The organism is Kocuria sabuli (genome assembly GCF_040981185.1).
GTDB lineage: Bacteria > Actinomycetota > Actinomycetes > Actinomycetales > Micrococcaceae > Kocuria > Kocuria sabuli.
Genome location: NZ_JAVHZE010000008.1, coordinates 119515 through 138740, shown reverse-complemented (window position 1 = coordinate 138740; position 19226 = coordinate 119515). Strand labels below are relative to the sequence as shown.

Annotated in this window: 19 protein-coding genes and 1 riboswitch; of the genes, 12 read left to right on the top strand and 7 right to left on the bottom strand. The window is 74.4% G+C overall.

Annotated features, from left to right (window positions below):
* Positions 1-142 precede the first annotated feature (142 nt).
* Positions 143-1240 carry a YihY/virulence factor BrkB family protein gene (locus tag RE027_RS10135; RefSeq protein WP_368808134.1) on the bottom strand — a complete coding sequence of 366 codons (1098 nt, stop codon included), beginning with the start codon at positions 1238-1240 and terminating at the stop codon, positions 143-145.
* Positions 1241-1350: 110 nt separating this feature from the next.
* Here RE027_RS10135 and RE027_RS10130 point away from each other — a divergent pair, with 110 nt between their 5' ends.
* The 7 genes from RE027_RS10130 to RE027_RS10100 all read left to right on the top strand — a co-directional run bounded on the left by RE027_RS10130 (position 1351) and on the right by RE027_RS10100 (position 7123).
* Positions 1351-2058 carry an SDR family oxidoreductase gene (locus RE027_RS10130; RefSeq protein WP_368808133.1) on the top strand — a complete coding sequence of 236 codons (708 nt, stop codon included), beginning with the start codon at positions 1351-1353 and terminating at the stop codon, positions 2056-2058.
* 14 nt (positions 2059-2072) lie between these two features.
* On the top strand, positions 2073-2381 hold the full coding sequence (locus RE027_RS10125; protein ID WP_368808132.1) for a DUF3263 domain-containing protein: 309 nt from the start codon (positions 2073-2075) through the stop codon (positions 2379-2381).
* On the top strand, positions 2381-2599 hold the full coding sequence (locus RE027_RS10120; protein ID WP_368808131.1) for a hypothetical protein: 219 nt from the start codon (positions 2381-2383) through the stop codon (positions 2597-2599). Before RE027_RS10125 ends, RE027_RS10120 begins: the two co-directional genes overlap by 1 nt.
* A 59-nt stretch (positions 2600-2658) precedes the next feature.
* Positions 2659-3258: a GNAT family N-acetyltransferase gene (locus tag RE027_RS10115; protein WP_368808130.1), complete on the top strand. Its 600-nt coding sequence runs from the start codon at positions 2659-2661 to the stop codon at positions 3256-3258.
* A gap of 251 nt (positions 3259-3509) precedes the next feature.
* Positions 3510-5141, top strand: coding sequence for a chaperonin GroEL (gene groL, locus RE027_RS10110; protein WP_368808129.1), 1632 nt, complete (start codon positions 3510-3512; stop codon positions 5139-5141).
* 162 nt (positions 5142-5303) lie between these two features.
* Positions 5304-6011 (top strand): MgtC/SapB family protein, encoded by a 708-nt coding sequence (locus tag RE027_RS10105; RefSeq protein WP_368808128.1) that lies wholly within the window; start codon positions 5304-5306, stop codon positions 6009-6011.
* A gap of 77 nt (positions 6012-6088) precedes the next feature.
* On the top strand, positions 6089-7123 hold the full coding sequence (locus RE027_RS10100; RefSeq protein WP_368808127.1) for an RNase H family protein: 1035 nt from the start codon (positions 6089-6091) through the stop codon (positions 7121-7123).
* A gap of 9 nt (positions 7124-7132) precedes the next feature.
* Here the strand turns inward: RE027_RS10100 and RE027_RS10095 are convergent, their stop codons facing one another.
* Genes RE027_RS10095 through RE027_RS10075 form a run of 5 tightly spaced genes read right to left on the bottom strand, consistent with a single transcriptional unit; the run spans position 7133 to position 13376 of the window.
* Complete coding sequence (locus RE027_RS10095; protein ID WP_368808126.1) at positions 7133-8599, bottom strand: sensor histidine kinase; 1467 nt, start codon at positions 8597-8599, stop codon at positions 7133-7135.
* A gap of 12 nt (positions 8600-8611) precedes the next feature.
* Positions 8612-9325 (bottom strand): response regulator transcription factor, encoded by a 714-nt coding sequence (locus RE027_RS10090; protein ID WP_368808125.1) that lies wholly within the window; start codon positions 9323-9325, stop codon positions 8612-8614.
* A 44-nt stretch (positions 9326-9369) separates the two neighbouring features.
* Positions 9370-11046, bottom strand: a complete 1677-nt coding sequence (locus tag RE027_RS10085) for a DNA repair helicase XPB (protein ID WP_368808124.1) — start codon at positions 11044-11046, stop codon at positions 9370-9372.
* Positions 11034-13115 (bottom strand): helicase-associated domain-containing protein, encoded by a 2082-nt coding sequence (locus RE027_RS10080; protein WP_368808123.1) that lies wholly within the window; start codon positions 13113-13115, stop codon positions 11034-11036. Before RE027_RS10080 ends, RE027_RS10085 begins: the two co-directional genes overlap by 13 nt.
* A 3-nt stretch (positions 13116-13118) precedes the next feature.
* The gene (locus RE027_RS10075) at positions 13119-13376 is read right to left on the bottom strand and encodes a hypothetical protein (protein ID WP_368808122.1); all 258 of its coding nucleotides are present in this window, start codon (positions 13374-13376) and stop codon (positions 13119-13121) included.
* 165 nt (positions 13377-13541) lie between these two features.
* Between RE027_RS10075 and RE027_RS10070 the strand changes: the two genes are divergently transcribed.
* The 3 genes from RE027_RS10070 to RE027_RS10060 all read left to right on the top strand — a co-directional run bounded on the left by RE027_RS10070 (position 13542) and on the right by RE027_RS10060 (position 15824).
* Entirely contained in the window at positions 13542-13925 is a 384-nt protein-coding gene (locus tag RE027_RS10070) for a cold-shock protein (RefSeq protein WP_368808121.1), read from the top strand.
* A 67-nt stretch (positions 13926-13992) separates the two neighbouring features.
* On the top strand, positions 13993-14535 hold the full coding sequence (locus tag RE027_RS10065; protein WP_368808120.1) for a DUF3027 domain-containing protein: 543 nt from the start codon (positions 13993-13995) through the stop codon (positions 14533-14535).
* Between the two features lie 53 nt (positions 14536-14588).
* Positions 14589-15824, top strand: a complete 1236-nt coding sequence (locus RE027_RS10060) for an MFS transporter (protein WP_368808119.1) — start codon at positions 14589-14591, stop codon at positions 15822-15824.
* On the opposite strand, the gene serC is transcribed toward RE027_RS10060, so the two are convergent.
* Positions 15821-16966 carry a phosphoserine transaminase gene (gene serC / locus RE027_RS10055; RefSeq protein ID WP_368808118.1) on the bottom strand — a complete coding sequence of 382 codons (1146 nt, stop codon included), beginning with the start codon at positions 16964-16966 and terminating at the stop codon, positions 15821-15823. The genes RE027_RS10060 and serC overlap by 4 nt on opposite strands.
* Before the next feature lie 211 nt (positions 16967-17177).
* Here serC and RE027_RS10050 point away from each other — a divergent pair, with 211 nt between their 5' ends.
* Together RE027_RS10050 and RE027_RS10045 are read left to right on the top strand one after the other, a co-directional pair.
* The gene (locus tag RE027_RS10050) at positions 17178-17867 is read left to right on the top strand and encodes a metal-dependent transcriptional regulator (protein ID WP_368808117.1); all 690 of its coding nucleotides are present in this window, start codon (positions 17178-17180) and stop codon (positions 17865-17867) included.
* Between the two features lie 320 nt (positions 17868-18187).
* Positions 18188-18377, top strand: a riboswitch (cyclic di-AMP (ydaO/yuaA leader).
* 5 nt (positions 18378-18382) lie between these two features.
* Positions 18383-19039, top strand: coding sequence for a C40 family peptidase (locus RE027_RS10045; RefSeq protein ID WP_368808116.1), 657 nt, complete (start codon positions 18383-18385; stop codon positions 19037-19039).
* Positions 19040-19226 lie beyond the last annotated feature (187 nt).

Below are 19226 nucleotides of genomic sequence, written 5' to 3'. Positions count from 1 at the left end.
GTGTCGGTGTCGGTGTCGGTGTCGGTGCCGGTGTCGGTGCCGGTGTCGGTGCCGGCGTTCGGCTCGGTGGCTCCGGCGGTGGCCGTCGCGGTCGTGCGCACGGTGCTCGGGACGTGGGGCGCGTCCTCCCGCCGGCACCACTCTAGGCCGGGGCCCCGGGGCCGCCGCCCCGGTGGCGGCCCCGGTAGTCGATGTCCGCGTGCCGACGGCGGATGTCGCGGCCCTCGTCCACCAGCTCCTGCTCCTTCTCCCGCAGCTTCCGGGCGGCCCGGACGTCGCGCGGCGGCAGCCGCAGGTTCTCCTCGGCGGCGATCCCCGCCTGGAGCTGGCGGCCGCGCTCGGTCTCGGCGTTGAACTCCGCCCCGGCGAGCAGCACGATGTTCATGATCCAGATCCACAGCAGGAGCACGATCACCCCGCCGATGGCGCCGTAGGTCGCGTTGTAGTTGTTGAAGTTGGACACGTAGAAGCTGAAACCGGCCGTGGCGGCCGCCATGACCACGATGGCCGTCATCGAGCCGATGCTGAGCCACCGGAACTTCGGCTGCCGGATGTTCGGGGTCGTGTAGTAGAGCAGGGCGACCATGAAGGCGAGCAGCGCCAGCAGGACCGGGACCCGGACCGCGTGCCACAGCTGCAGGGTGGTCCCGCGCAGGCCGACCAGCTCTCCGAGCCGCTCGGCGACCGGCCCGGAGAGCAGCAGGATCAGCATCATGCCCACGACCAGGACCACCAGCGAGAGGGTGACCCCGATCATCATGGGGTAGAGCTTCCAGAACGGCCGTCCCTCCTCGACCTCGTAGATCCGGTTCATGGACCGGCCGAAGGCCCGGACGTAGCCGGAGGCCGTCCACAGGGCGCCGGCCAGACCGGTGACGAGCGCCAGCCCGGCGGAGGGGAAGCCGGTGAGCTCGCTGATCGGGCCCTCGAGCACGGCGACGGCCCCCTCGGGCGCGTCGAACTCGTCGAGCAGGCGGAGCAGGGCCTCGGTGGTCGCGTCGGCCTGGCCCACGACGCCGAGCAGGGACACCACCGTGAGCAGGCCCGGGAAGATCGAGAGCACGGCGAAGAACGTCATCACCGCCGCGGAGTCGGTGCACTGGTCGCGGCGGAACTCGTGGACCGTCCGGCGCAGGATGTAGCTCCAGGACGGCTTCGTGATCTGCACGGGCGAGGACGGCTTCTCGGCGCTGTCCGGGTCCGCCCCGGGGATCCCCGAGGTCTCGGGTTCGGCTGCCATGGGGCTCCTCCGCGTGGTCGGCTGCGGGCCAGGATACCGGGACCGTCACCGTCCCCGCCCGTTCGGTCCGGGGCGGGCGGGACCGGCCGGGGTCTGGCTAGAGTGGGCGCATGAGCGCTTCCCGCACCGAGACCCGACCCCGCGCCGTCGTCACCGGGGCCACCGGAGGCATCGGCCGCGCGTGCGTGGCGGACCTGGCCCGGGACCACGACGTCCTGGCCCTGGGCCGTGATCCCGGCCGGCTGGCCGAGCTGGCCGATCTGCCTCACGTCACCGTCCGCGCCGCGGACCTCGCCGACCTCGCCGGGCTGCCCGCCGTGGTGGAGGACCTCGACCGGGTCGACGTCCTCGTCCACTCCGCGGCCCTCGCCGGGCGCACCACCGTGGCCGCGGCCTCGGTGGACGACTGGCAGGCCCAGCTGGAGCTCAACGTCGTGGCCCCGGCGGAGCTGACCCGGCTCCTGCTGCCCGCCCTGCGCGCGGCGCGCGGCACGGTCGTGTTCCTCAACTCGGGCTCCGGGTTCACCGCCCGCGCCGGCGACGCCGTCTACGCGGCCTCGAAGTTCGCCCTGCGGGCGCTCGCCGACTCCCTGCGCCAGGAGGTGGAGGCGGACGGGATCGTGGTGAGCTCGGTGCACCCCGGACCGGTGGACACGCAGATGCAGCGGGACATCCAGGCGAGCCTGGGCAACGAGTACGTCCCCGAGCGCTACATCCGTCCGGAGTCCGTGGCGGCGGCGGTGCGCGCGGTCGTGGACGCCGGCGAGGACGCGGTGCTGACCACCGTCTCGGTGCGGCCCCGGGCCGAGACGCGGTGAGCGGGGAGGAAACGGTGCCCGATCAGGACGCGGTGCCCGGCGAGGAACCGGCCCCCGGCGAGGAACCGGCCCCCGGCGGGGGAGCGGCCCCGGAGGAGCGGCCGGCCGGCGCCGGGCTCGGCGAGACCGACCGGGAGATCCTGGCGATCGAGAACCTGCAGTGGAAGTACCAGGGGGCCAAGGAGATGGAGATCCGGCGCCGGCTGGGGCTCTCGCCCACCCGCTACTACCAGCGGCTCAACGTCCTGATCGACACCCGCGCCGCCCTCGAGCACGACCCGATGCTCGTCGCCCGGCTGCGCCGGCAGCGCGGAGACCTCTGATGAGCCAGTACCCGCCCGACGAGTTCGACGCCGTCCCCGAGGACGGCCCGCGCCAGGGCGCCCACCGCGGTCTGCGGCCGACCGTCCGGGTGGGCACCCGGGAGCTGACCGCGATCGTCGTGGCCGGCCTGCTGACCCTCGGCGTGGGGGCGTACTCGTTCCTCGAGGGAGCCGGGGACCGCGCGCCGGCCCCGGCCGTGTCCTCCCCGGGGCCCTGACGGGGCCCGCCCTCGGCGCCCCGCGCACCCCGACCCCGACGCCCCCGGAAGGAAGCACCGTGCAGATCGAAGGCAGCAGAGTCCACCTCCGCGACTGGACCGAGGAGGACCTCGCCGCGTACGAGACGTGGATCATGCCCCCCGAGGGCGGCGGCGAGCACGAGTGGCAGCGCACCGACGGGCCGTTCTACCCGAACTTCACCGCGGAGGGCGCCCAGCGCTGGCTCACCACCCTGCGCGAGCACGTGACGGCCCAGGACTGGCCGGACCTGCGGGAGACCATGGTGATCGCGGACGCCGCCACCGGCCGGTTCATCGGGCAGGTCTCCTGGTACTGGTCGGAGAAGCCGACCGAGGACCCCGGGGACGGCACGCACCTGGTGCCGCTGCGCTCCCTGGGCATCACCGTCTACTCCCCGGAGCACTGGAGCGGCGGCTACGGCACCGAGGCCGTGCGGCTGTGGACCGACCACCTCTTCGCCCGCTCCGACTCCCACCGGCTCGACCTCGAGACCTGGAGCGGCAACGTGGGCATGTGCCGCGTGGCCACGAAGCTGGGCTTCACGGAGGAGGCCCGGATCCGCAGGGCCCGCAAGGTCCGCGGCGAGTACTACGACCGCATGGTCTACGGCGTGCTGCGCGAGGAGTGGCAGAGCTGAGCGACATCCGCTCAGGGGGTTTGCACTCTCCCCGGACGAGTGCCAAGATTGCGATTAGCACTCAGTCGTGTGGACTGCTAAGGGGTCGGTCCCCGGCCCGGCCCGGGCAGCCACCGGCACAGGAGTGACACCTCAACCACCACGGTGAGGTGCCGTGCGGCGTCGGGAAGAGCCCGCCGCCGCGCGCGCCGTCCGTCGCGGGCACCGTGGAGGTCGACCGTTTGTCTACCGTCCAGGAGGGACGAAGTCACATGGCAAAGATGATTGCTTTCGACGAAGAGGCGCGCCGCGGTCTCGAGCGGGGTCTGAACACCCTGGCCGACGCCGTCAAGGTCACCCTCGGCCCGCGCGGGCGCAACGTGGTCCTCGAGAAGGCCTGGGGCGCCCCCACGATCACCAACGACGGCGTCTCCATCGCCAAGGAGATCGAGCTCGAGGAGCCCTACGAGAAGATCGGCGCCGAGCTCGTCAAGGAGGTCGCCAAGAAGACCGACGACATCGCCGGCGACGGCACCACCACCGCCACCGTCCTCGCCCAGGCGCTCGTCAAGGAGGGCCTGCGCAACGTGGCCGCCGGCGCCGACCCGCTGAGCCTCAAGCGCGGCATCGAGAAGGCCGTCGCCGCGGTGACCGAGGAGCTGCTGTCCTCCGCCAAGGAGGTCGAGACCGAGGAGCAGATCGCCGCCACGGCGTCGATCTCCGCCGGTGACCCCGAGATCGGCCGCCTCATCGCCCAGGCGATGGAGAAGGTCGGCAAGGAGGGCGTGATCACGGTCGAGGAGTCCAACACCTTCGGGCTGGACCTCGAGCTGACCGAGGGCATGCGCTTCGACAAGGGCTACCTCTCCGGCTACTTCGTCACCGACGCGGACCGCCAGGAGGCCGTCCTCGAGGACCCCTACATCCTCGTGGTCAACTCCAAGATCTCCGCGGTCAAGGACCTGGTCCCCGTGCTCGAGAAGGTCATGCAGGCCGGCAAGCCGCTGCTGATCATCTCCGAGGACGTCGAGGGCGAGGCCCTGGCCCTGCTGGTGCTCAACAAGATGCGCGGCTCCATCAAGTCCGTGGCCGTCAAGGCCCCCGGCTTCGGCGACCGCCGCAAGGCGCAGCTGGCCGACATCGCCATCCTCACCGGCGGCCAGGTCATCACCGAGGAGGTCGGGCTCTCCCTCGAGACCGCCACCGTGGACCTGCTGGGCCAGGCCCGCAAGGTCGTCGTGACCAAGGACGAGACCACCATCGTCGACGGCGCCGGCACCGCCGAGGAGATCGAGGGCCGCGTGGCCCAGATCCGCGCCGAGATCAACAACTCGGACTCGGACTACGACCGCGAGAAGCTGCAGGAGCGCCTGGCCAAGCTGGCCGGCGGCGTGGCCGTGCTCAAGGCCGGTGCCGCCACGGAGGTCGAGCTCAAGGAGCGCAAGCACCGCATCGAGGACGCCGTGCGCAACGCGAAGGCGGCCGTGGAGGAGGGCATCGTCGCCGGCGGTGGCGTCGCCCTGATCCAGGCCGGCAAGCAGGCCTTCGAGAAGCTGGAGCTCACCGGTGACGAGGCGACCGGCGCGAACATCGTCAAGGTCGCCATCGACGCCCCGCTCAAGCAGATCGCCACCAACTCGGGCCTCGAGGCCGGCGTCGTCGTGGACAAGGTCCGCGGCCTGCCGCTGGGCCACGGCCTCAACGCCGCCACCGGCGAGTACGAGGACCTGATGGCCGCGGGCATCAACGACCCGGTCAAGGTCACCCGCTCGGCGCTGCAGAACGCGGCGTCCATCGCCGGGCTGTTCCTCACCACCGAGGCCGTCGTGGCCGACAAGCCGGAGCCCGCGGGCGCCGGCGCCGGTGCCGACGACGGCATGGGCGGCATGGGCGGCATGATGTGATCGACGGCTGACCCGTCGAGCGTGCGACCCACGCATCCGGCACGGGCCGGGCACCCCTCGCGGGGTGCCCGGCCCGTCGTCGTCGCCCGGTCCGCGCGGTGGAGCCGTTCCGCGCACGGGTGACATGGTGTTCAATCGGTTCACCAGCGTGAAGGAGGAGGCATGGACTTCGTCGACTGGGGCCCGGTCCCGGTCCAGCTCGCCCTGGTCTCCACGGCCTTCGGGCTCACCGCGCTCGTGGGCCTGGAGCGGCGGCTGCGGCGCAAGAGCGCCGGGCTGCGCACCCACGCCCTCGTCGGCACGGGCTCGGCCGTCTTCACCCTGGTCTCCGCCTACGGCTTCGGGGCGCTGCCCGGCATCGACGCCGGCCCGGACCCCTCCCGCGTGGCGGCCCAGATCGTGACCGGCATCGGCTTCCTGGGGGCGGGCGTGATCTTCACCAACCGGGACGTGGTGCACGGACTGACCACGGCCGCGAGCATCTGGCTCGCCGCCGCCATCGGAATGGCCTGCGGGGCCGGGCTGGTGCCTCTTGCGGTCGCCGCGACCGGCCTGCACCTGCTCTCCGCCGTCGCCCTGACCCCCCTGTCCCGCCGGCTGCCCCGGATCGTGGCTCCGCAGGGCCTGCGCCTGCGCTACGCGGACGGCCGCGGGGTGCTGCGCGAGGTGCTGGCCGTCGTCGACGAGCTCCAGCTCAGCGCCTCGGTCGTCTCCAGCCGCCGGATCGACGGACCGGAGGCCCCCGAGGTGGACCTCCTGCTGCGGCTCGAGGGCAAGACCGACCTGCGCACGGCCGCGGTGCAGCTCTCCGCGGTGGCCGGGGTGCTCGAGGTCTCCCAGCAGCGGCTCGAGGGCGATTCCGGCGACTGACCGGTCCACGGCGCGGTCCGAGGCGCGGTCCACGGCGCGGTCCGGGGTGCTCCGGAGGCCGTGAAAAGATGGAGTCCATGACGATCACTGCTGCCGCCGACGGCTCCGCCCTGGGCAATCCCGGTCCCGCCGGGTGGGCCTGGTACATCGACGACGACACCTGGCGGGCCGGCGGCTGGCCCCACGGCACCAACAACATGGGCGAGCTCAAGGCCGTGCTGGACCTGCTCGAGTCCACGGCCCACCGCCCCGACGAGCCCCTGCGGGTCCTGTGCGACAGCCAGTACGTCATCAACTCGATCACCAAGTGGATGCCCGGCTGGAAGAAGAAGGGCTGGAAGAAGAAGGACGGCAAGCCGGTCCTCAACGTGGAGCTCATGCGGGCCCTGGACGCCGCCATGGCCGGCCGGGACGTGCGCTTCGAGTGGGTCAAGGGCCACGCCGGGCACGAGCTCAACGAGGCCGCCGACGTCCGCGCCCGCGCGGTCGCCACCGCGTTCCAGACCGGCCGGCCCGCGCCGGAGGGCCCCGGCTTCCCGGGGGCCGGGAGCACCCCGGCCCGCGGCCCCGCTCCCGGCGACGGACCCGCGACCGGCGGCGCCCCGTCGTCCGTCCCGGAGCCGGCCCGGTCCGCCTCATCGGGACGGGCTCCCTCGCCCGGCCGTGTCCCCCAGCCCGACGCGCTCGAGGACCGCCACGACCCCGACCTGCTGAGCGAGCTGCTCGCCCACGAGGAGGAGCTCGCCCGCGGCCGGTCGGCGGCGGAGACGGTCCAGGCCCTCGAGCGGGACCTGCTGCGCCAGGACGTGCGCGCCGACGCCGGCCGGCTGGGCCAGCTCCTGCACGAGTCCTTCGCCGAGGTCGGGGCCTCCGGGGCGTGGTGCTCCCGGGACGAGGTCCTCGAGCGGATGCCCCGCGAGCCGGGGCTCGGCCCGGTGGACGTGCACGTCCTGTCGGCCACCGAGCTCGGCTCCTCCGCCGTGCACCTGGTCTACCGTCTCGTCGCGGGGGACCGCACGAGCCTGCGCAGCTCCCTGTGGGTGCGGGAGGACTCCCGCACCGAGCTCGGTCCCTGGCAGCTGCGCTTCCACCAGGGCACCGACGAGGCCTGAGGGGCCCGCTCAGATCTCCGGGGCGTCGTCGGCGCGCTCGATGCCCGGGAGGCGCACGGTCATCGTGGCCCCGCCGCCCGGCGTCTCGCTCAGGTGCACCGTGCCGTCGTGCTGCTGGACGATCGCGGCCACGATGGACAGGCCCAGGCCCGTGCCGCCGGTCTCCCGGGTGCGGGAGGAGTCGGCGCGGTAGAAGCGCTCGAAGACGCGCTCCGCGTCCTCGCCATGGATGCCGGGGCCGTGGTCGCGCACCTGCAGGACGGCGCTGGACGTCTCGTCCACGCTGTGCTCCACGCCCACCGCGATCTCGATGGGGCTGCCGTCCGGGGTGTAGCGCAGGGCGTTGGTCACGAGGTTGGCCACGACCTGGCGCAGCCGTGACTCGTCGCCGTGCACCCACGCCGAGGTGGGCGCCCCGCCCCGCAGGCCCTCGACCTCGATCCTCCGCTCGGGGGCGGAGGCGCGGGCGTCCCCGGCGGCGTCGAAGGCGAGGTGGAGCAGGTCCACGTCGACGTTCTCGGCGGGGCGCCGCTCGTCGAGCCGGGCGAGCATCAGCAGGTCCTCGACGAGCTGCGTCATCCGCTTGGCCTCGGACTCGATCCGGGCCATCGCGCTGCCCACGTCCTCGGGGTTCTGCAGGGCGCCGTGCCGGTAGAGCTCCGAGTACCCGCGGATGGTGACCAGGGGCGTGCGCAGCTCGTGGGAGGCGTCGGCCACGAACCGGCGCAGCTTCCCCTCGGAGCGCGTCCGGGCCTCGAAGGCGTCCTCGATGTGGCCGAGCATCGCGTTGAGGGACGCCGAGAGCTGGCCCACCTCTGTCTGCCGGTTGTAGCCCTCCATACGTTGGGAGAGGTCGCCCTCGGCGATCCGGGCGGCGGTCTGCTCGACCTGGTGCAGCGGCGCGAACGCGCGCGTGACCAGCACCCAGCCGACGGCCATCGCCGCGAAGAGGGTCGCCATCCCGAAGCTGAGGGTCAGCAGGGTCACCGCGCTGAGCATGGCGTCCGTGTCGTCGAGCGGCTCCGCGACGGCCACGACCACGTCCAGCTGCTGCGGCTTGGCGGCGAGCACCCGCCAGCGGCGGTCCGGGGCGCCCACGGAGCCCACGGTCGTCGGCTCGAAGGGATGCTCCTGCACGTAGTCGAGGTCGACCTTCGACAGGTCGGGGCGCAGGGTCTGCACGCCGTCGGGCGTGTTCACCGCCCGGGCCACCACGGTGCCCTCGGCGTCCAGCAGGTAGCCCACGTGCGGGACTTGGTCGGCCTTCTCGCCCTGCAGGTCCGCCACGAGCACGGAGGAGACCATCCGGACGGACTTGTGCAGGTCCTCGTCGATGTCCTTGAGCATCGAGCCGCGCAGCACCGAGATCGCCACGAAGCTGGTCACCAGGATGGACAGCGCGAGGAGCAGGCCCGTGAGGACCATCAGCTGCGAGCGCAGCGAGGCCGAGCGCCACCGGGAGGACAGGGTCTGCATCCCGGGACCGGGTCAGTGGTTCTTCTGCGAGGACCGCAGGAGGTACCCGACGCCGCGCTTGGTGTGGATCAGCGGGGGCAGCTCGGGGTCGTTGTCGATCTTGCGCCGCAGGTAGGAGATGTAGGACTCCACGATGGAGGCGTCCCCGTTGAAGTCGTACTCCCAGACGTGGTCGAGGATCTGAGCCTTGGACAGCACCCGGTTCGGGTTGAGCATGAGGTAGCGCAGCAGCTTGAACTCGGTGGGGGACAGGTCGATCTCGCGCTCGCCGCGGAAGACCTCGTGCGCGTCGTCGTCGAGGACGAGATCGTCCACGCGCAGGCGCGAGTCGTCCTCCTCGGCTGGCTGGGTGCGGCGCAGCACCGCGCGGATGCGGGCCACCACCTCGTCGAGGCTGAAGGGCTTGGTGACGTAGTCGTCGCCGCCCACGGTCAGGCCCGTGACCTTGTCCTCCGTCTCGTCCTTGGCGGTCAGGAAGAGGATCGGGAAGTGCCGCCCGGCCGCGCGCAGCTTGCGGGTGACCGAGAAGCCGTCCAGGTCCGGGAGCATGACGTCGAGCACGGCGAGGTCCGGGTTCTCGGACTCCGCCTTGGCCAGGGCGTCACGGCCGTTGGTGGCGGTGACCACCTCGAAGCCGGCGAAGCGCAGGGACGTGGCCAGCAGCTCGAGGATGTTGGGCTCGTCGTCGACGACGAGCAGTTTCGCTTCGGGGTTCTCGTTCTTCACCACCCCAGTTTCTCGGAAGACCCTGAGAACCCACTGAACGGAGCTCACCGGTCCCCGGGGAGTTCCCCGGGGGCGGCGAGGTCGGCGGCGTCGAGGATCCGGTAGGCGTAGCCCTGCTCCGCCAGGAACCGGCGGCGCCTGGCGGCGTAGTCGGCGTCCACGGTGTCCCGGGCCACCACGGTGTAGAACGTGGCCGGGCGGCCGTCCCGCTTGGGCCGCAGCAGCCGGCCCAGGCGCTGGGCCTCCTCCTGGCGCGAGCCGAACGCCCCCGAGACCTGGACCGCCACGGAGGCCTCCGGCAGGTCGACCGAGAAGTTCGCCACCTTGGAGACCACCAGCACGGGCAGCTCGCCCGCCCGGAACGCCGCGAAGAGCCGTTCGCGGCGCGCGGTGCCGGTGCTGCCCTTGAGCACCGGGGCGCCGAGCAGCGCGCCCAGCTCGTCGAGCTGGTCCAGGAACTGCCCGATGACGAGCACCGGCTCCCCGCGGTGGCGGGCCACGAGCCGGGCCACGACGTCGAGCTTGTGCGCGGAGGACGAGGCGAGGCGGTGCCGGTCGGCGTCCTCCGCGGAGGCGTAGGCCATCCGGTCCCCGACGGGCAGCTCCACCCGGACCTCGACGCAGTCCGCGGGGGCGATGTGACCCTGCGCCTCGATCTCCCGCCATGGGGCGTCGTAGCGCTTCGGGCCGATCAGGGAGAACACCTCGCCCTCCCGGTGGTCCTCGCGCACCAGGGTGGCGGTCAGGCCCAGCCGGCGCCGGGCCTGCAGCTCGGCGGTCATCCGGAAGACCGGGGCGGGCAGCAGGTGCACCTCGTCGTAGACGATGAGCCCCCAGTCGTGGCCGTCGAGCAGCTCCAGGTGGGGGTGGATCCCGCCGCGGCGGGCGGTGAGCACCTGGTAGGTGGCGATGGTCACCGGGCGGACCTCCTTGACCGCCCCGGAGTACTCGCCGATCTCGTCGGCCGTGAGGGTGGTGCGGCGCAGCAGCTCGGCCTTCCACTGCCGTGCGGAGACCGTGTTCGTGACCAGCACGAGCGTCGTCGTCGAGCTCGCGGCCATCACGCCCGCGCCCACCAGCGTCTTGCCGGCGCCGCACGGGAGGACGACGACGCCGCTGCCGCCGGCCCAGAAGTTCTCCACCGCGTGGCGCTGGTACGGCCGCAGCGCCCAGGCCCCGCCCGTCGCGGGGTCCGTCTCCGTCAGGGAGATGGGGTGCGGGGTGCCGTCCACGTACCCGGCCCGGTCCTCGGCCGGCCAGCCCACGGTCAGCAGCAGCTGCTTGAGCTCGCCCCGGGCGCTCGCGTGCACCACCGTGGTCGCCCCGTCGATCCGCGGGCCCAGCAGCGGGGCGATCTTCCGGTGCCGGGCGATCTCCTCGAGGACGGGGGCGTCGGAGCTGCGCAGCACGAGCCCGTGCACGGGGTCCTTCTCGAGCACGAGCCGGCCGTAGCGGGACATCGTCTCGTCGATGTCCACGAGCAGCGCGTGGGGCACCGGGAAGCGGGAGCGGGTCAGGAGGACGTCCAGCACCTTCTCGGCGTCCAGCCCCGCGGCCCGGGCGTTCCACAGGCCCAGCGGGGTGATGCGGTACGTGTGCACGTGCTCGGGGGCGCGCTCGAGCTCGGCGAAGGCGGCCAGCTCGCGGCGTGCCGCGTCCGCGTCCTCGTGGTCGAGCTCGAGCAGCACGGTGCGGTCGCTCTGGACGATCAGTGGTCCCATGCGCGGTCTCCTCCGGGGTCGGTGCGGTCGGACGGGCCCGTGAGGCGGACCAGCAGGTCCTCGACCTCCTCGGGGGACGGGGTGCGGTGGCGCGGGGCGGGGACCTCCAGCAGCAGGACCGGGTCGGCGTCGCCGGTCCGCGGCGGGGGCTGCGGCCGCCCGGGGTCCACCGCCGGTTCCGTGCCCGAGGCCCGGACGGCGGCCACGAGCTCGTCGAGCACCGCGTCGCGCGTCCCGGCCTCCCGGCGCCGGCTGGTCGGCTCCCGGTCCCCGGCGACCACGAGCACCCCCGGGGCGGGCCGGCGCACCGGACGCCCGGCCAGCCGCGGGGACCGGGCGAGCGCCTCGAGCAGGTCCTCCTCGCCCGTGAGCACCCAGTCGGCCCGGGTGATCCGGATCCGGCCGTGGTCCCGGCCGGCCTCCTCGACCAGGTAGGCCAGGGCCTGCGGCACCGGAGCCCGGCTGTGCTCGGCCAGCCACGCCAGGATCGACGCCGGGTCCCAGCCGGCGTCGAGGGCCCGGTGCAGGGAGCGCTCGGTGAAGCGGTGCCGGGCCGCCGGCCCGTGCCCCTCCTCGTCCGCGAGCTCGCCCAGGGCGCGGGCCACGGCCGGGTCGAGGTAGCCGGTGGCCGTGGCGGTGAGGTCGCCCTGCAGCAGCACCGTCCGCGAGGGCGCGGGCAGCCACCCGGCCACCGCCCGGGCGGCCTCCTCGGCCCGGCCCGCGGCGAGCTCCCGGCCCGGCGGGGTGAGGGCGTCGGCGCCCACGAGCCCGAGCTCGGCCGCCTCCGCCAGCATGCCGGGCCCCCAGCGGTCGAGGGACCGGGCCAGGCGCGGGCGCTGCCACCGGGCGAGCGCCAGGACGTCCTCCGGGCCGTGTCCGCCCGGTGCGCGCTCGGCGAGCGCGGCGTGGGCCCGCAGCAGCGCCCCGCGCACCGGCGGCGCCTCCGGGGCGTGCGCGCCGCGGGTGAGGACCCCCACGACCGATCCGTCCGCCAGGGGCAGCCCGACCGCGGAGGGCACGACGTCGGAGGCGAGCCACGACCGCACCACGTGCAGCCACTGCCCGGCCCGGTCCGCGTCCTCGAACGGCGCCGGTGCCGGCCGCCACGCGGACGTGTCCGGGTCGAGCAGCACGAGCCCGGCCAGCTCGGCCAGGCCGAGGAGGCGGACGAGCTCCGGGTGCTCCAGGGCCAGTGCGGCGCGCAGCCGGCGCAGCTCGCGCACGCCGACTCCGCCGGCGCGCAGTGTGCTCAGGGGGCGCGCCCGCAGCTCGGCGCGCAGCGCGGCGAGCCGGCGCAGCAGCTGCTCGACCGCGGCCGCGGCGGCGTTGTCCCGGAGCCGGTCGGGCACGCGCGTGGCGGGCGGCACGGGCGCCTCCTGCGGGGCACGGGCCCAGGGGTCGCCCCCGCGCAGGGCCAGGCCGGTCTCCCGGGGCAGCTCGACGTGGCGGGAGTCCACGGGCAGCAGCACGCCGCGGGCCAGGAGCCAGTCGACGGGCCGGGCGGCGGGGTCGGCCTCCGGGTCGGGGCGGCGCAGCGCGTCCGGCAGGTGCCCCACGGGCCGGGACCGGAACCGCTCGAGCACCTCCCGCACCGCCGGGGGCCACTGCGCGAGATCCTCGGGCGCGGGGGGAGCCGCCGCGCCGCCCGGGTCCGTGGGTCCCGTGCCCCGCAGGCCTGCGGCGAGGGCCGCGAGCACCGGCCGGGGGCGGCCCAGCCCGGCCGGGTACCGGCCCAGGGCCTCCGTCAGCCCGGGCACCAGGCGCAGCACGTCCCCGTCCCGGTGGACCAGGACCAGGCGGTGCAGCCGGTCCCAGGGCGGGCCGGTCAGCAGGCGCCCGGCGGGCCCGTCCGGCGGACCGAGGACCACGGCCCGCTCGAGGGCGTCCAGCTCGGGCCGGGAGAGCTCGTCCAGGGCCCGGCGCAGCCCGGCCCGGGAGAGCAGGGCCTCCGCGAGCTCGGCGGTCGTCGTCGTGCCCGGGCGCACCGCGTCGGGCCGCGCGGCGAGCAGCGCGGCCAGCTCCTCGGGGGAGCGGGCCGCGAGGTCCCGGAGCAGACCGTCCGGGAGCACGGGTCAGGCCCGGCGCCGGCGCAGCACGGATCGCACCAGGCTCGCGCAGAACAGCAGGAAGGCCACGGGGAAGAGGAACCACGGGATGGCCGTCAGCCCGTCCCAGGGGTCCGCGCCGAGCGCCTTCAGCACCAGCAGCAGCGCGAGGCACACCGCGCAGACCAGGCCCAGTCCGACCGCGGCGGCGCCGAGGACGTCGAACCCGGGGCGGCGGGCGGGGCGGTCCGCGGGCGTGGCGGCACGGTCGTCGGGGGCAGGCATGGGTCCAAAGTACCAAGCCCGGCGCCCCGCCGCGGCCGCACCGGCGTCCGCCGGGGCGGCCGTCCCGGCCCCGGAGCGGGGCTAGAATGGGAGGTTCCACAGGGTGGCCCGGCAGCACGGACGGCGGGGCCGCCCTTCCACGAGGACGACGACGAGGGAGACAGCGTGCCCACCGGCAAGGTGAAGTGGTTCGATTCCAAGAAGGGCTTCGGCTTCCTGGCGACCGACGACGGCCAGGAGGTGTTCCTGCCCTCCTCGGCGCTGCCCGCCGGCGCCGGCACGGTGAAGCCGGGGACGCGGATGGAGTTCGGGGTGGCCCAGGGGCGGCGCGGCGCGCAGGCGCTGTCCGCGCGGATCCTGGACCGGGCCCCGTCGATCGCGAAGAACGTCCGCAAGCCCGCCGAGGAGATGGCCGTCATCACCGAGGACCTCATCAAGCTCCTGGACGAGATGTCCGACGGGCTGCACCGGGGCCGCTACCCGGACTCCGCGCACGGCCGGAAGATCGCCGCGATCCTGCGCACCGTGGCCGACAACCTGGACGTCTGAGCCCACCGGGCCGGGGGTTCCCACCCCCGGCCCCGACTTCGAGCACCCACCACGAGGGAGACCAGCAGTGACCGAGGAGACCGTCCAGGACGCGCCCGCCGACGAGGGGCCCGCAGCACCCCAGTCCCCGGCGCCCCGCCGCCGGGCACCCAAGCAGGACGCCCTGCTCGTGGCCGACGTCGCGACCGCCCGCGCCGGGGTGGAGCAGATCGCGGGGCCCGCGCAGATCGGTCCCGGGCACCGCGTGGCGGTCGAGGAGGACCGGCTGGTCGTCCACCTCTTCGAGTGCACCCTGCCCGGCTACCGCGGCTGGAACTGGTTCGCGAGCCTCGCCCGGGCCCCGCGCAGCAAGGCGGTGACCGTCTGCGAGGTCGGTCTGCTGCCCGGGGAGGACGCCCTGCTGGCACCCGAGTGGGTGCCCTGGTCCGAGCGCGTGAGCCCCGAGGAGAAGGCCCAGGAGGAGCAGGAGCGCGCCGAGGAGGACGCCGCGGCCGCGGCCGAGGACACCGCGGGACCCGCCGCCGGGGAGCCGGCCCCCGGCACGCAGCACAGCACGCCGCCCGCCGCCGAGGACGGCACCGCGCCGTCGCGGGGTGGCGAACGGTCCTGAGCGCCCCGCGGGGGAGCACCGCCGCCGCGGGCCCGCCGGAGCCCGCCCGGGGCATGTTCCGCTCGTTCCGGTTCCGCAACTTCCGCGTCTGGTTCCTGGGCGCCCTCGTGTCCAACATCGGCACGTGGATGCAGCGCACGGCCCAGTCGTGGCTGGTCTTCGACGAGCTCTCGGACCACGACGCCACCGCCATGGGCGTGGTGACCGCCCTGCAGTTCCTGCCCCAGCTCTTCCTGGCGCCCTGGGCGGGGGTGCTCGCCGACCGGATGGACCGGCGGCGCCTGCTGCTGTGGACGCAGACGGCCATGGCCGCGCTCGCCGCGGGCCTGGGCGTGGCCGTGCTCTCCGGCGTGGCGAGCCTGGGGCTCGTCTACGCCTTCGCGCTGGCCCTGGGCGTCGCCTCCACCCTCGACGGGCCCGTGCGCCAGACCTTCGTCTCCGAGATGGTCGACGACGACTACCTCTCCAACGCCGTGGCGCTGAACTCGACCTCGTTCAACGCGGCCCGGATGATCGGGCCCGCCGCGGCCGGCGTGCTCGTGGCCTCGATCGGGTCCGGCTGGGTGTTCCTGCTCAACACCCTCACCTTCGGCGCCATGCTCGCCGCGATCCTGGCGATCCGCACCGAGGAGCTGCGCGGGATGCCGCGCTCCGGGCGGGGGCGCGGTCAGATCCGGGAGGGCCTCGCCTACGTCGGCAGCCGCCCCGACATCGTGGCGGTGCTGGTCACCATCTTCCTCATCGGCACCTTCGGGCTGAACTTCGCCGTGTTCCTGGCGGCCATGGCCGGTCCCGAGTTCGGCCGCGGCTCGGAGACCTTCGGGGCGCTCAACTCAGTCCTCGCGGTCGGCACGGTGGCGGGCGCCCTCCTCTCGGCCCGGCGGCGCCGCGCCCGGCTGCGCTACGTCTACGGCGGCAGCGCCGTCTTCGCGCTGAGCTGCCTGGGGGCGGCCACGGCGCCCACCCTGGCGGTGTTCGCGCTGTGGCTGGTCCCGTGCGGGCTGTCCTCGCTGACGATCATGACGACCGCCAACGCCTACGTGCAGTCGACCACCTCGCCGGTGATGCGCGGCCGCGTGATGAGCCTCTACATGGCGATCTTCATGGGCGGCACGCCCGTGGGGGCGCCCGTGGTCGGCTGGATCACGGACGCCCTCGGGCCGCGGTGGGGCATGGGCGTCGCCGTGGCGGCGGGGCTCGGCGGGGCCCTGGTCGGCGCCCCGTTCTGGCTGCGGCTGCGCGCGCAGGGCCCCGCGGCCGGGGACCCCGCTCCGGAGGAGCCCCGCTAGCGTCCGGTGCCGCCCGTCCCGCGCAGCTGCTCGACGACGTGGTCGATGCAGCGCAGCAGCCGGGCGACGTCGTCGGGCTCGATCGAGACGAACGTGGCGATCCGCAGCTGGTTGCGCCCCAGCTTGCGGTAGGGCTCGACGTCCACCACGCCGTGGGCGCGCAGCACCGCCGCCACGGCGGCGGCGTCCACGGTCCCGTCGAAGTCCACCGTGGTGATGACGGTGGAGCGGTCCTCCGGGCGGGGCACGAACGGGGCGGCGTGGGCCGAGGCCTCCGCCCACGCGTACACCAGGTCCGAGGACTCCTTGGTGCGGGCGGCGGCCCACGCCATGCCGCCCTGCCCGTTGAGCCACCGCAGCTGCTCGTCGAGCATCACCAGCGTGGCCAGCGCGGGGGTGTTGTAGGTCTGGTCCTTGCGCGAGTTCTCCAGGGCCGCCGTGAGCTTCAGGAAGTCGGGGATCCAGCGCCCGGAGCCGCCGATCCGCTCGATCCGCTCGACCGCCGCGGGGGAGAAGGCGCCCAGCCACAGCCCGCCGTCCGAGCCGAGGTTCTTCTGCGGGGAGAAGTAGTACACGTCCGTCGCGGAGACGTCCGCCGCCATTCCGCCCGCCGCCGAGGTGGCGTCGACGAGCACGAGCGCGTCCTCCCCGATCCCCGCGGGCCGGTGCACGGGCGCGGCCACGCCGGTGGACGTCTCGTTCTGGGGCCACGCGTAGACGTCCACCCCCTCCTCCGCCCGCGGCTCCGGGCGGGTGCCCGGCAGGGACTGCACGACGGAGGAGGCCTCGAGGAACGGCGCGGCGTCCGTGACCTGGGCGAACTTGGCCCCGAACTCGCCGAACGTCAGGTGCTGGGCCCGGCGCTCGACCAGCCCGAAGGCGGCGGCGTCCCAGAACGCGGTGGCCCCGCCGAGGCCCAGCAGCACCTCGTAGCCGGCGGGCAGGCCGAGGAACTGCGCCAGCCCCTCCCGCACCGTGCCCACGAGCTGCTTGACCGGTGCCTGGCGGTGGGAGGTGCCCAGCAGGGCCGCGCCGGCACGGGCCACGGCCTCGACCTGCTCCGCGCGGACCTTCGAGGGGCCCGCGCCGAACCTGCCGTCGGCGGGGAGCAGGTGCTGGGGGATGGTGACGTGTGCGGGCAACGGGCGCTCCCTCGTGACGGACGTGCGGCTGGTGACGGGCGGCGGTCGCGGGCGCCGCGCGGGGGCGCGGGCGCGACCGGGGCCCCGGCCCATTCTGCCCCACCCGGGCGCGGGCCCCTCCGCCGCCGGGGCGCGCGGACTAAGCTCGTGCGGGAGGACCGGCCCGGGCGGGACCCCCGGTCCGGACGGCCGGACGAAGGATGACTGAGGCATGAGCGACCTGATCGACACCACGGAGATGTACCTGCGCACGGTGCTCGAGCTCGAGGAGGAGGGCATCACGCCCATGCGGGCGCGGATCGTCGAGCGACTCGACCACTCGGGTCCCACCGTCTCGCAGACGGTGTCCCGGATGGAGCGCGACGGCCTGCTGACGGTGGGCTCCGACCGGTCCCTGGTCCTCACCGAGCGGGGCCGCGAGCGGGCGGTGCAGGTGATGCGCAAGCACCGCCTGGCGGAGCGGCTCCTCGCCGACGTCATCGGCCTGGACCTGGCGCAGGTCCACGACGAGGCGTGCCGGTGGGAGCACGTGATGAGCGAGCAGGTCGAGCGGAGGCTGGTGGACCTGCTGCACAGCCCCCGGTACTCGCCCTACGGCACGCCGATCCCGGGCCTGGGCGCGCTGGGCGTCGAGGAGGGCCCCGCGGCGGCGGGTCACCCGTCCCTGCTCGACGCCGCCCGGACGGTCCCCGACGGGACGCACACCGTGGCCCTGCTGCCGGAGGTGGTCCAGGCCGACGCGGCCCTCCTGGGCGTGCTGAGCGACGTGGGGGTGCTTACCGGGGCCGTGGTCCGGGCCCGCGTGGACGGCGAGCGGGTGCGGATCGAGGTGCCGGCCACGGGCCGGTCCGCGGAGATCGACGTGCGCACCGCCGCGGCCATCCGCGTCATCGCCCCCTGAGCTGCCGCACCCCCGCTCGGGCCCTGGACGGAGGCGCCCGAGCACGGTTGTGGGCACCTTCACAAGCCACTTTCGGCCAGTGCGCCCGGTCCGGTCCCGTCCGCGGCGAAAGGCCTGGTGAGCGGCGGAATCCCGGGGTCGGGAACCGGACTCCACAGATGGCCGGCGCACCCCACTGATACGCGCCCGGGACACAATGCGCGGCTATCTGTCCGATCCACGATGCAAAGCTGTTATCGGCCGTGATCAAAACGTGACACTTCCGTAACCGGTCATGTACTGTTCACTTCGTGCTGATCACTGGTCGGATCGGCGCCCTCGAGCACATCGCCGAATTCTGCCGGTGCTCGGGGCCAATGCACAGAAACTGCTTGGCAGAAGCGGGGGAACCATTTTCGGTCCCGGTTGATCCGGGACCTTGGGGTTAAGTCGTTCAGAGCGCGTGCGCTCTGCGGCCGGGTGTCTCCCACCCGAATCCGACAGCTCACCTCGTAGGCAAAGGGAGGAACTCACCCATGTCGCTTTTCAAGCAGAACACTGCCCGCCACCGCGCCGAGACCACCTCGAACGCCGTGCGCAACACCACGATCGCCGCCGCCGCCGGCGCCGCGATCATCGGCTCCATCGCTCCGGCCCAGGCCTACGCAGAGGTCCCCGCGGCCTCCTACGCGGCCCCGGCCGCCGCCTCGCTGGCCACCTACGCCTCGTCCGGCTACCAGGCCCCGGTCGCCGCGCAGCCCGCGGCCCCGGCCTACCAGGCCCCGGCCGCCGCCCCGCAGCAGGCCGCCGCCGCGAGCGTCACCCCGCAGTCCACCACCACGGCCGAGATCACCCCCGCCGCCGGCGGGGTCGTCGGCACCGCCCACCAGGGCATCGGCAGCGCCTACGTCTACGGCGGCACCGCCTTCGGCGCCTGGGACTGCTCCGGCTTCACCAAGTGGGTCTTCGCCCAGCACGGCATCGACCTGCCCCGCACCACCTGGGCCCAGTTCGCCGCGGCCACCCCCGTGTCCGCCCCGCAGCCCGGCGACCTCGTCTCCCAGAACGGTGGGGGCCACGTGGGCATCTACATCGGCGGCGGCAAGATGATCTCGGCCCTGAACCCGTCGCAGGGCACCCAGATCCACTCCGTCAACGCCATGCAGCTCGACGGCTACTACCGGGTCAGCTGATCCGGCCCGCCCTCCGCGGTGACCGCACGGTCGCCGCGGAGGGCCCCCGGTCCGCTCCGGACCGCCGGGACCCGCGCTCCCGGGTCCCACCCGCGCCGCCCGTCTCCCCGGGTGCAGCGCCGCTCGTCCTCCTGGACGCCGTACCTCCCCGCTCCTCCTCCGCCCGCCGTGCGCGGTGCTCCTGATC

Excerpts from the sequence above, each read along its gene's own strand:
- RE027_RS10130 (WP_368808133.1), top strand. The coding sequence starts at position 1,351 with ATGAGCGCTTCCCGCACCGAGACCCGACCCCGCGCCGTCGTCACCGGG.
- groL (WP_368808129.1), top strand. The coding sequence starts at position 3,510 with ATGGCAAAGATGATTGCTTTCGACGAAGAGGCGCGCCGCGGTCTCGAG.
- RE027_RS10100 (WP_368808127.1), top strand. The coding sequence starts at position 6,089 with ATGACGATCACTGCTGCCGCCGACGGCTCCGCCCTGGGCAATCCCGGT.
- RE027_RS10050 (WP_368808117.1), top strand. The coding sequence starts at position 17,178 with ATGAGCGACCTGATCGACACCACGGAGATGTACCTGCGCACGGTGCTC.
- RE027_RS10105 (WP_368808128.1), top strand. The coding sequence starts at position 5,304 with ATGGACTTCGTCGACTGGGGCCCGGTCCCGGTCCAGCTCGCCCTGGTC.
- RE027_RS10060 (WP_368808119.1), top strand. The coding sequence starts at position 14,589 with ATGTTCCGCTCGTTCCGGTTCCGCAACTTCCGCGTCTGGTTCCTGGGC.
- RE027_RS10075 (WP_368808122.1), bottom strand. The coding sequence starts at position 13,376 with ATGCCTGCCCCCGACGACCGTGCCGCCACGCCCGCGGACCGCCCCGCC.
- RE027_RS10045 (WP_368808116.1), top strand. The coding sequence starts at position 18,383 with ATGTCGCTTTTCAAGCAGAACACTGCCCGCCACCGCGCCGAGACCACC.
- RE027_RS10135 (WP_368808134.1), bottom strand. The coding sequence starts at position 1,240 with ATGGCAGCCGAACCCGAGACCTCGGGGATCCCCGGGGCGGACCCGGAC.
- RE027_RS10120 (WP_368808131.1), top strand. The coding sequence starts at position 2,381 with ATGAGCCAGTACCCGCCCGACGAGTTCGACGCCGTCCCCGAGGACGGC.
- RE027_RS10095 (WP_368808126.1), bottom strand. The coding sequence starts at position 8,599 with ATGCAGACCCTGTCCTCCCGGTGGCGCTCGGCCTCGCTGCGCTCGCAG.
- RE027_RS10085 (WP_368808124.1), bottom strand. The coding sequence starts at position 11,046 with ATGGGACCACTGATCGTCCAGAGCGACCGCACCGTGCTGCTCGAGCTC.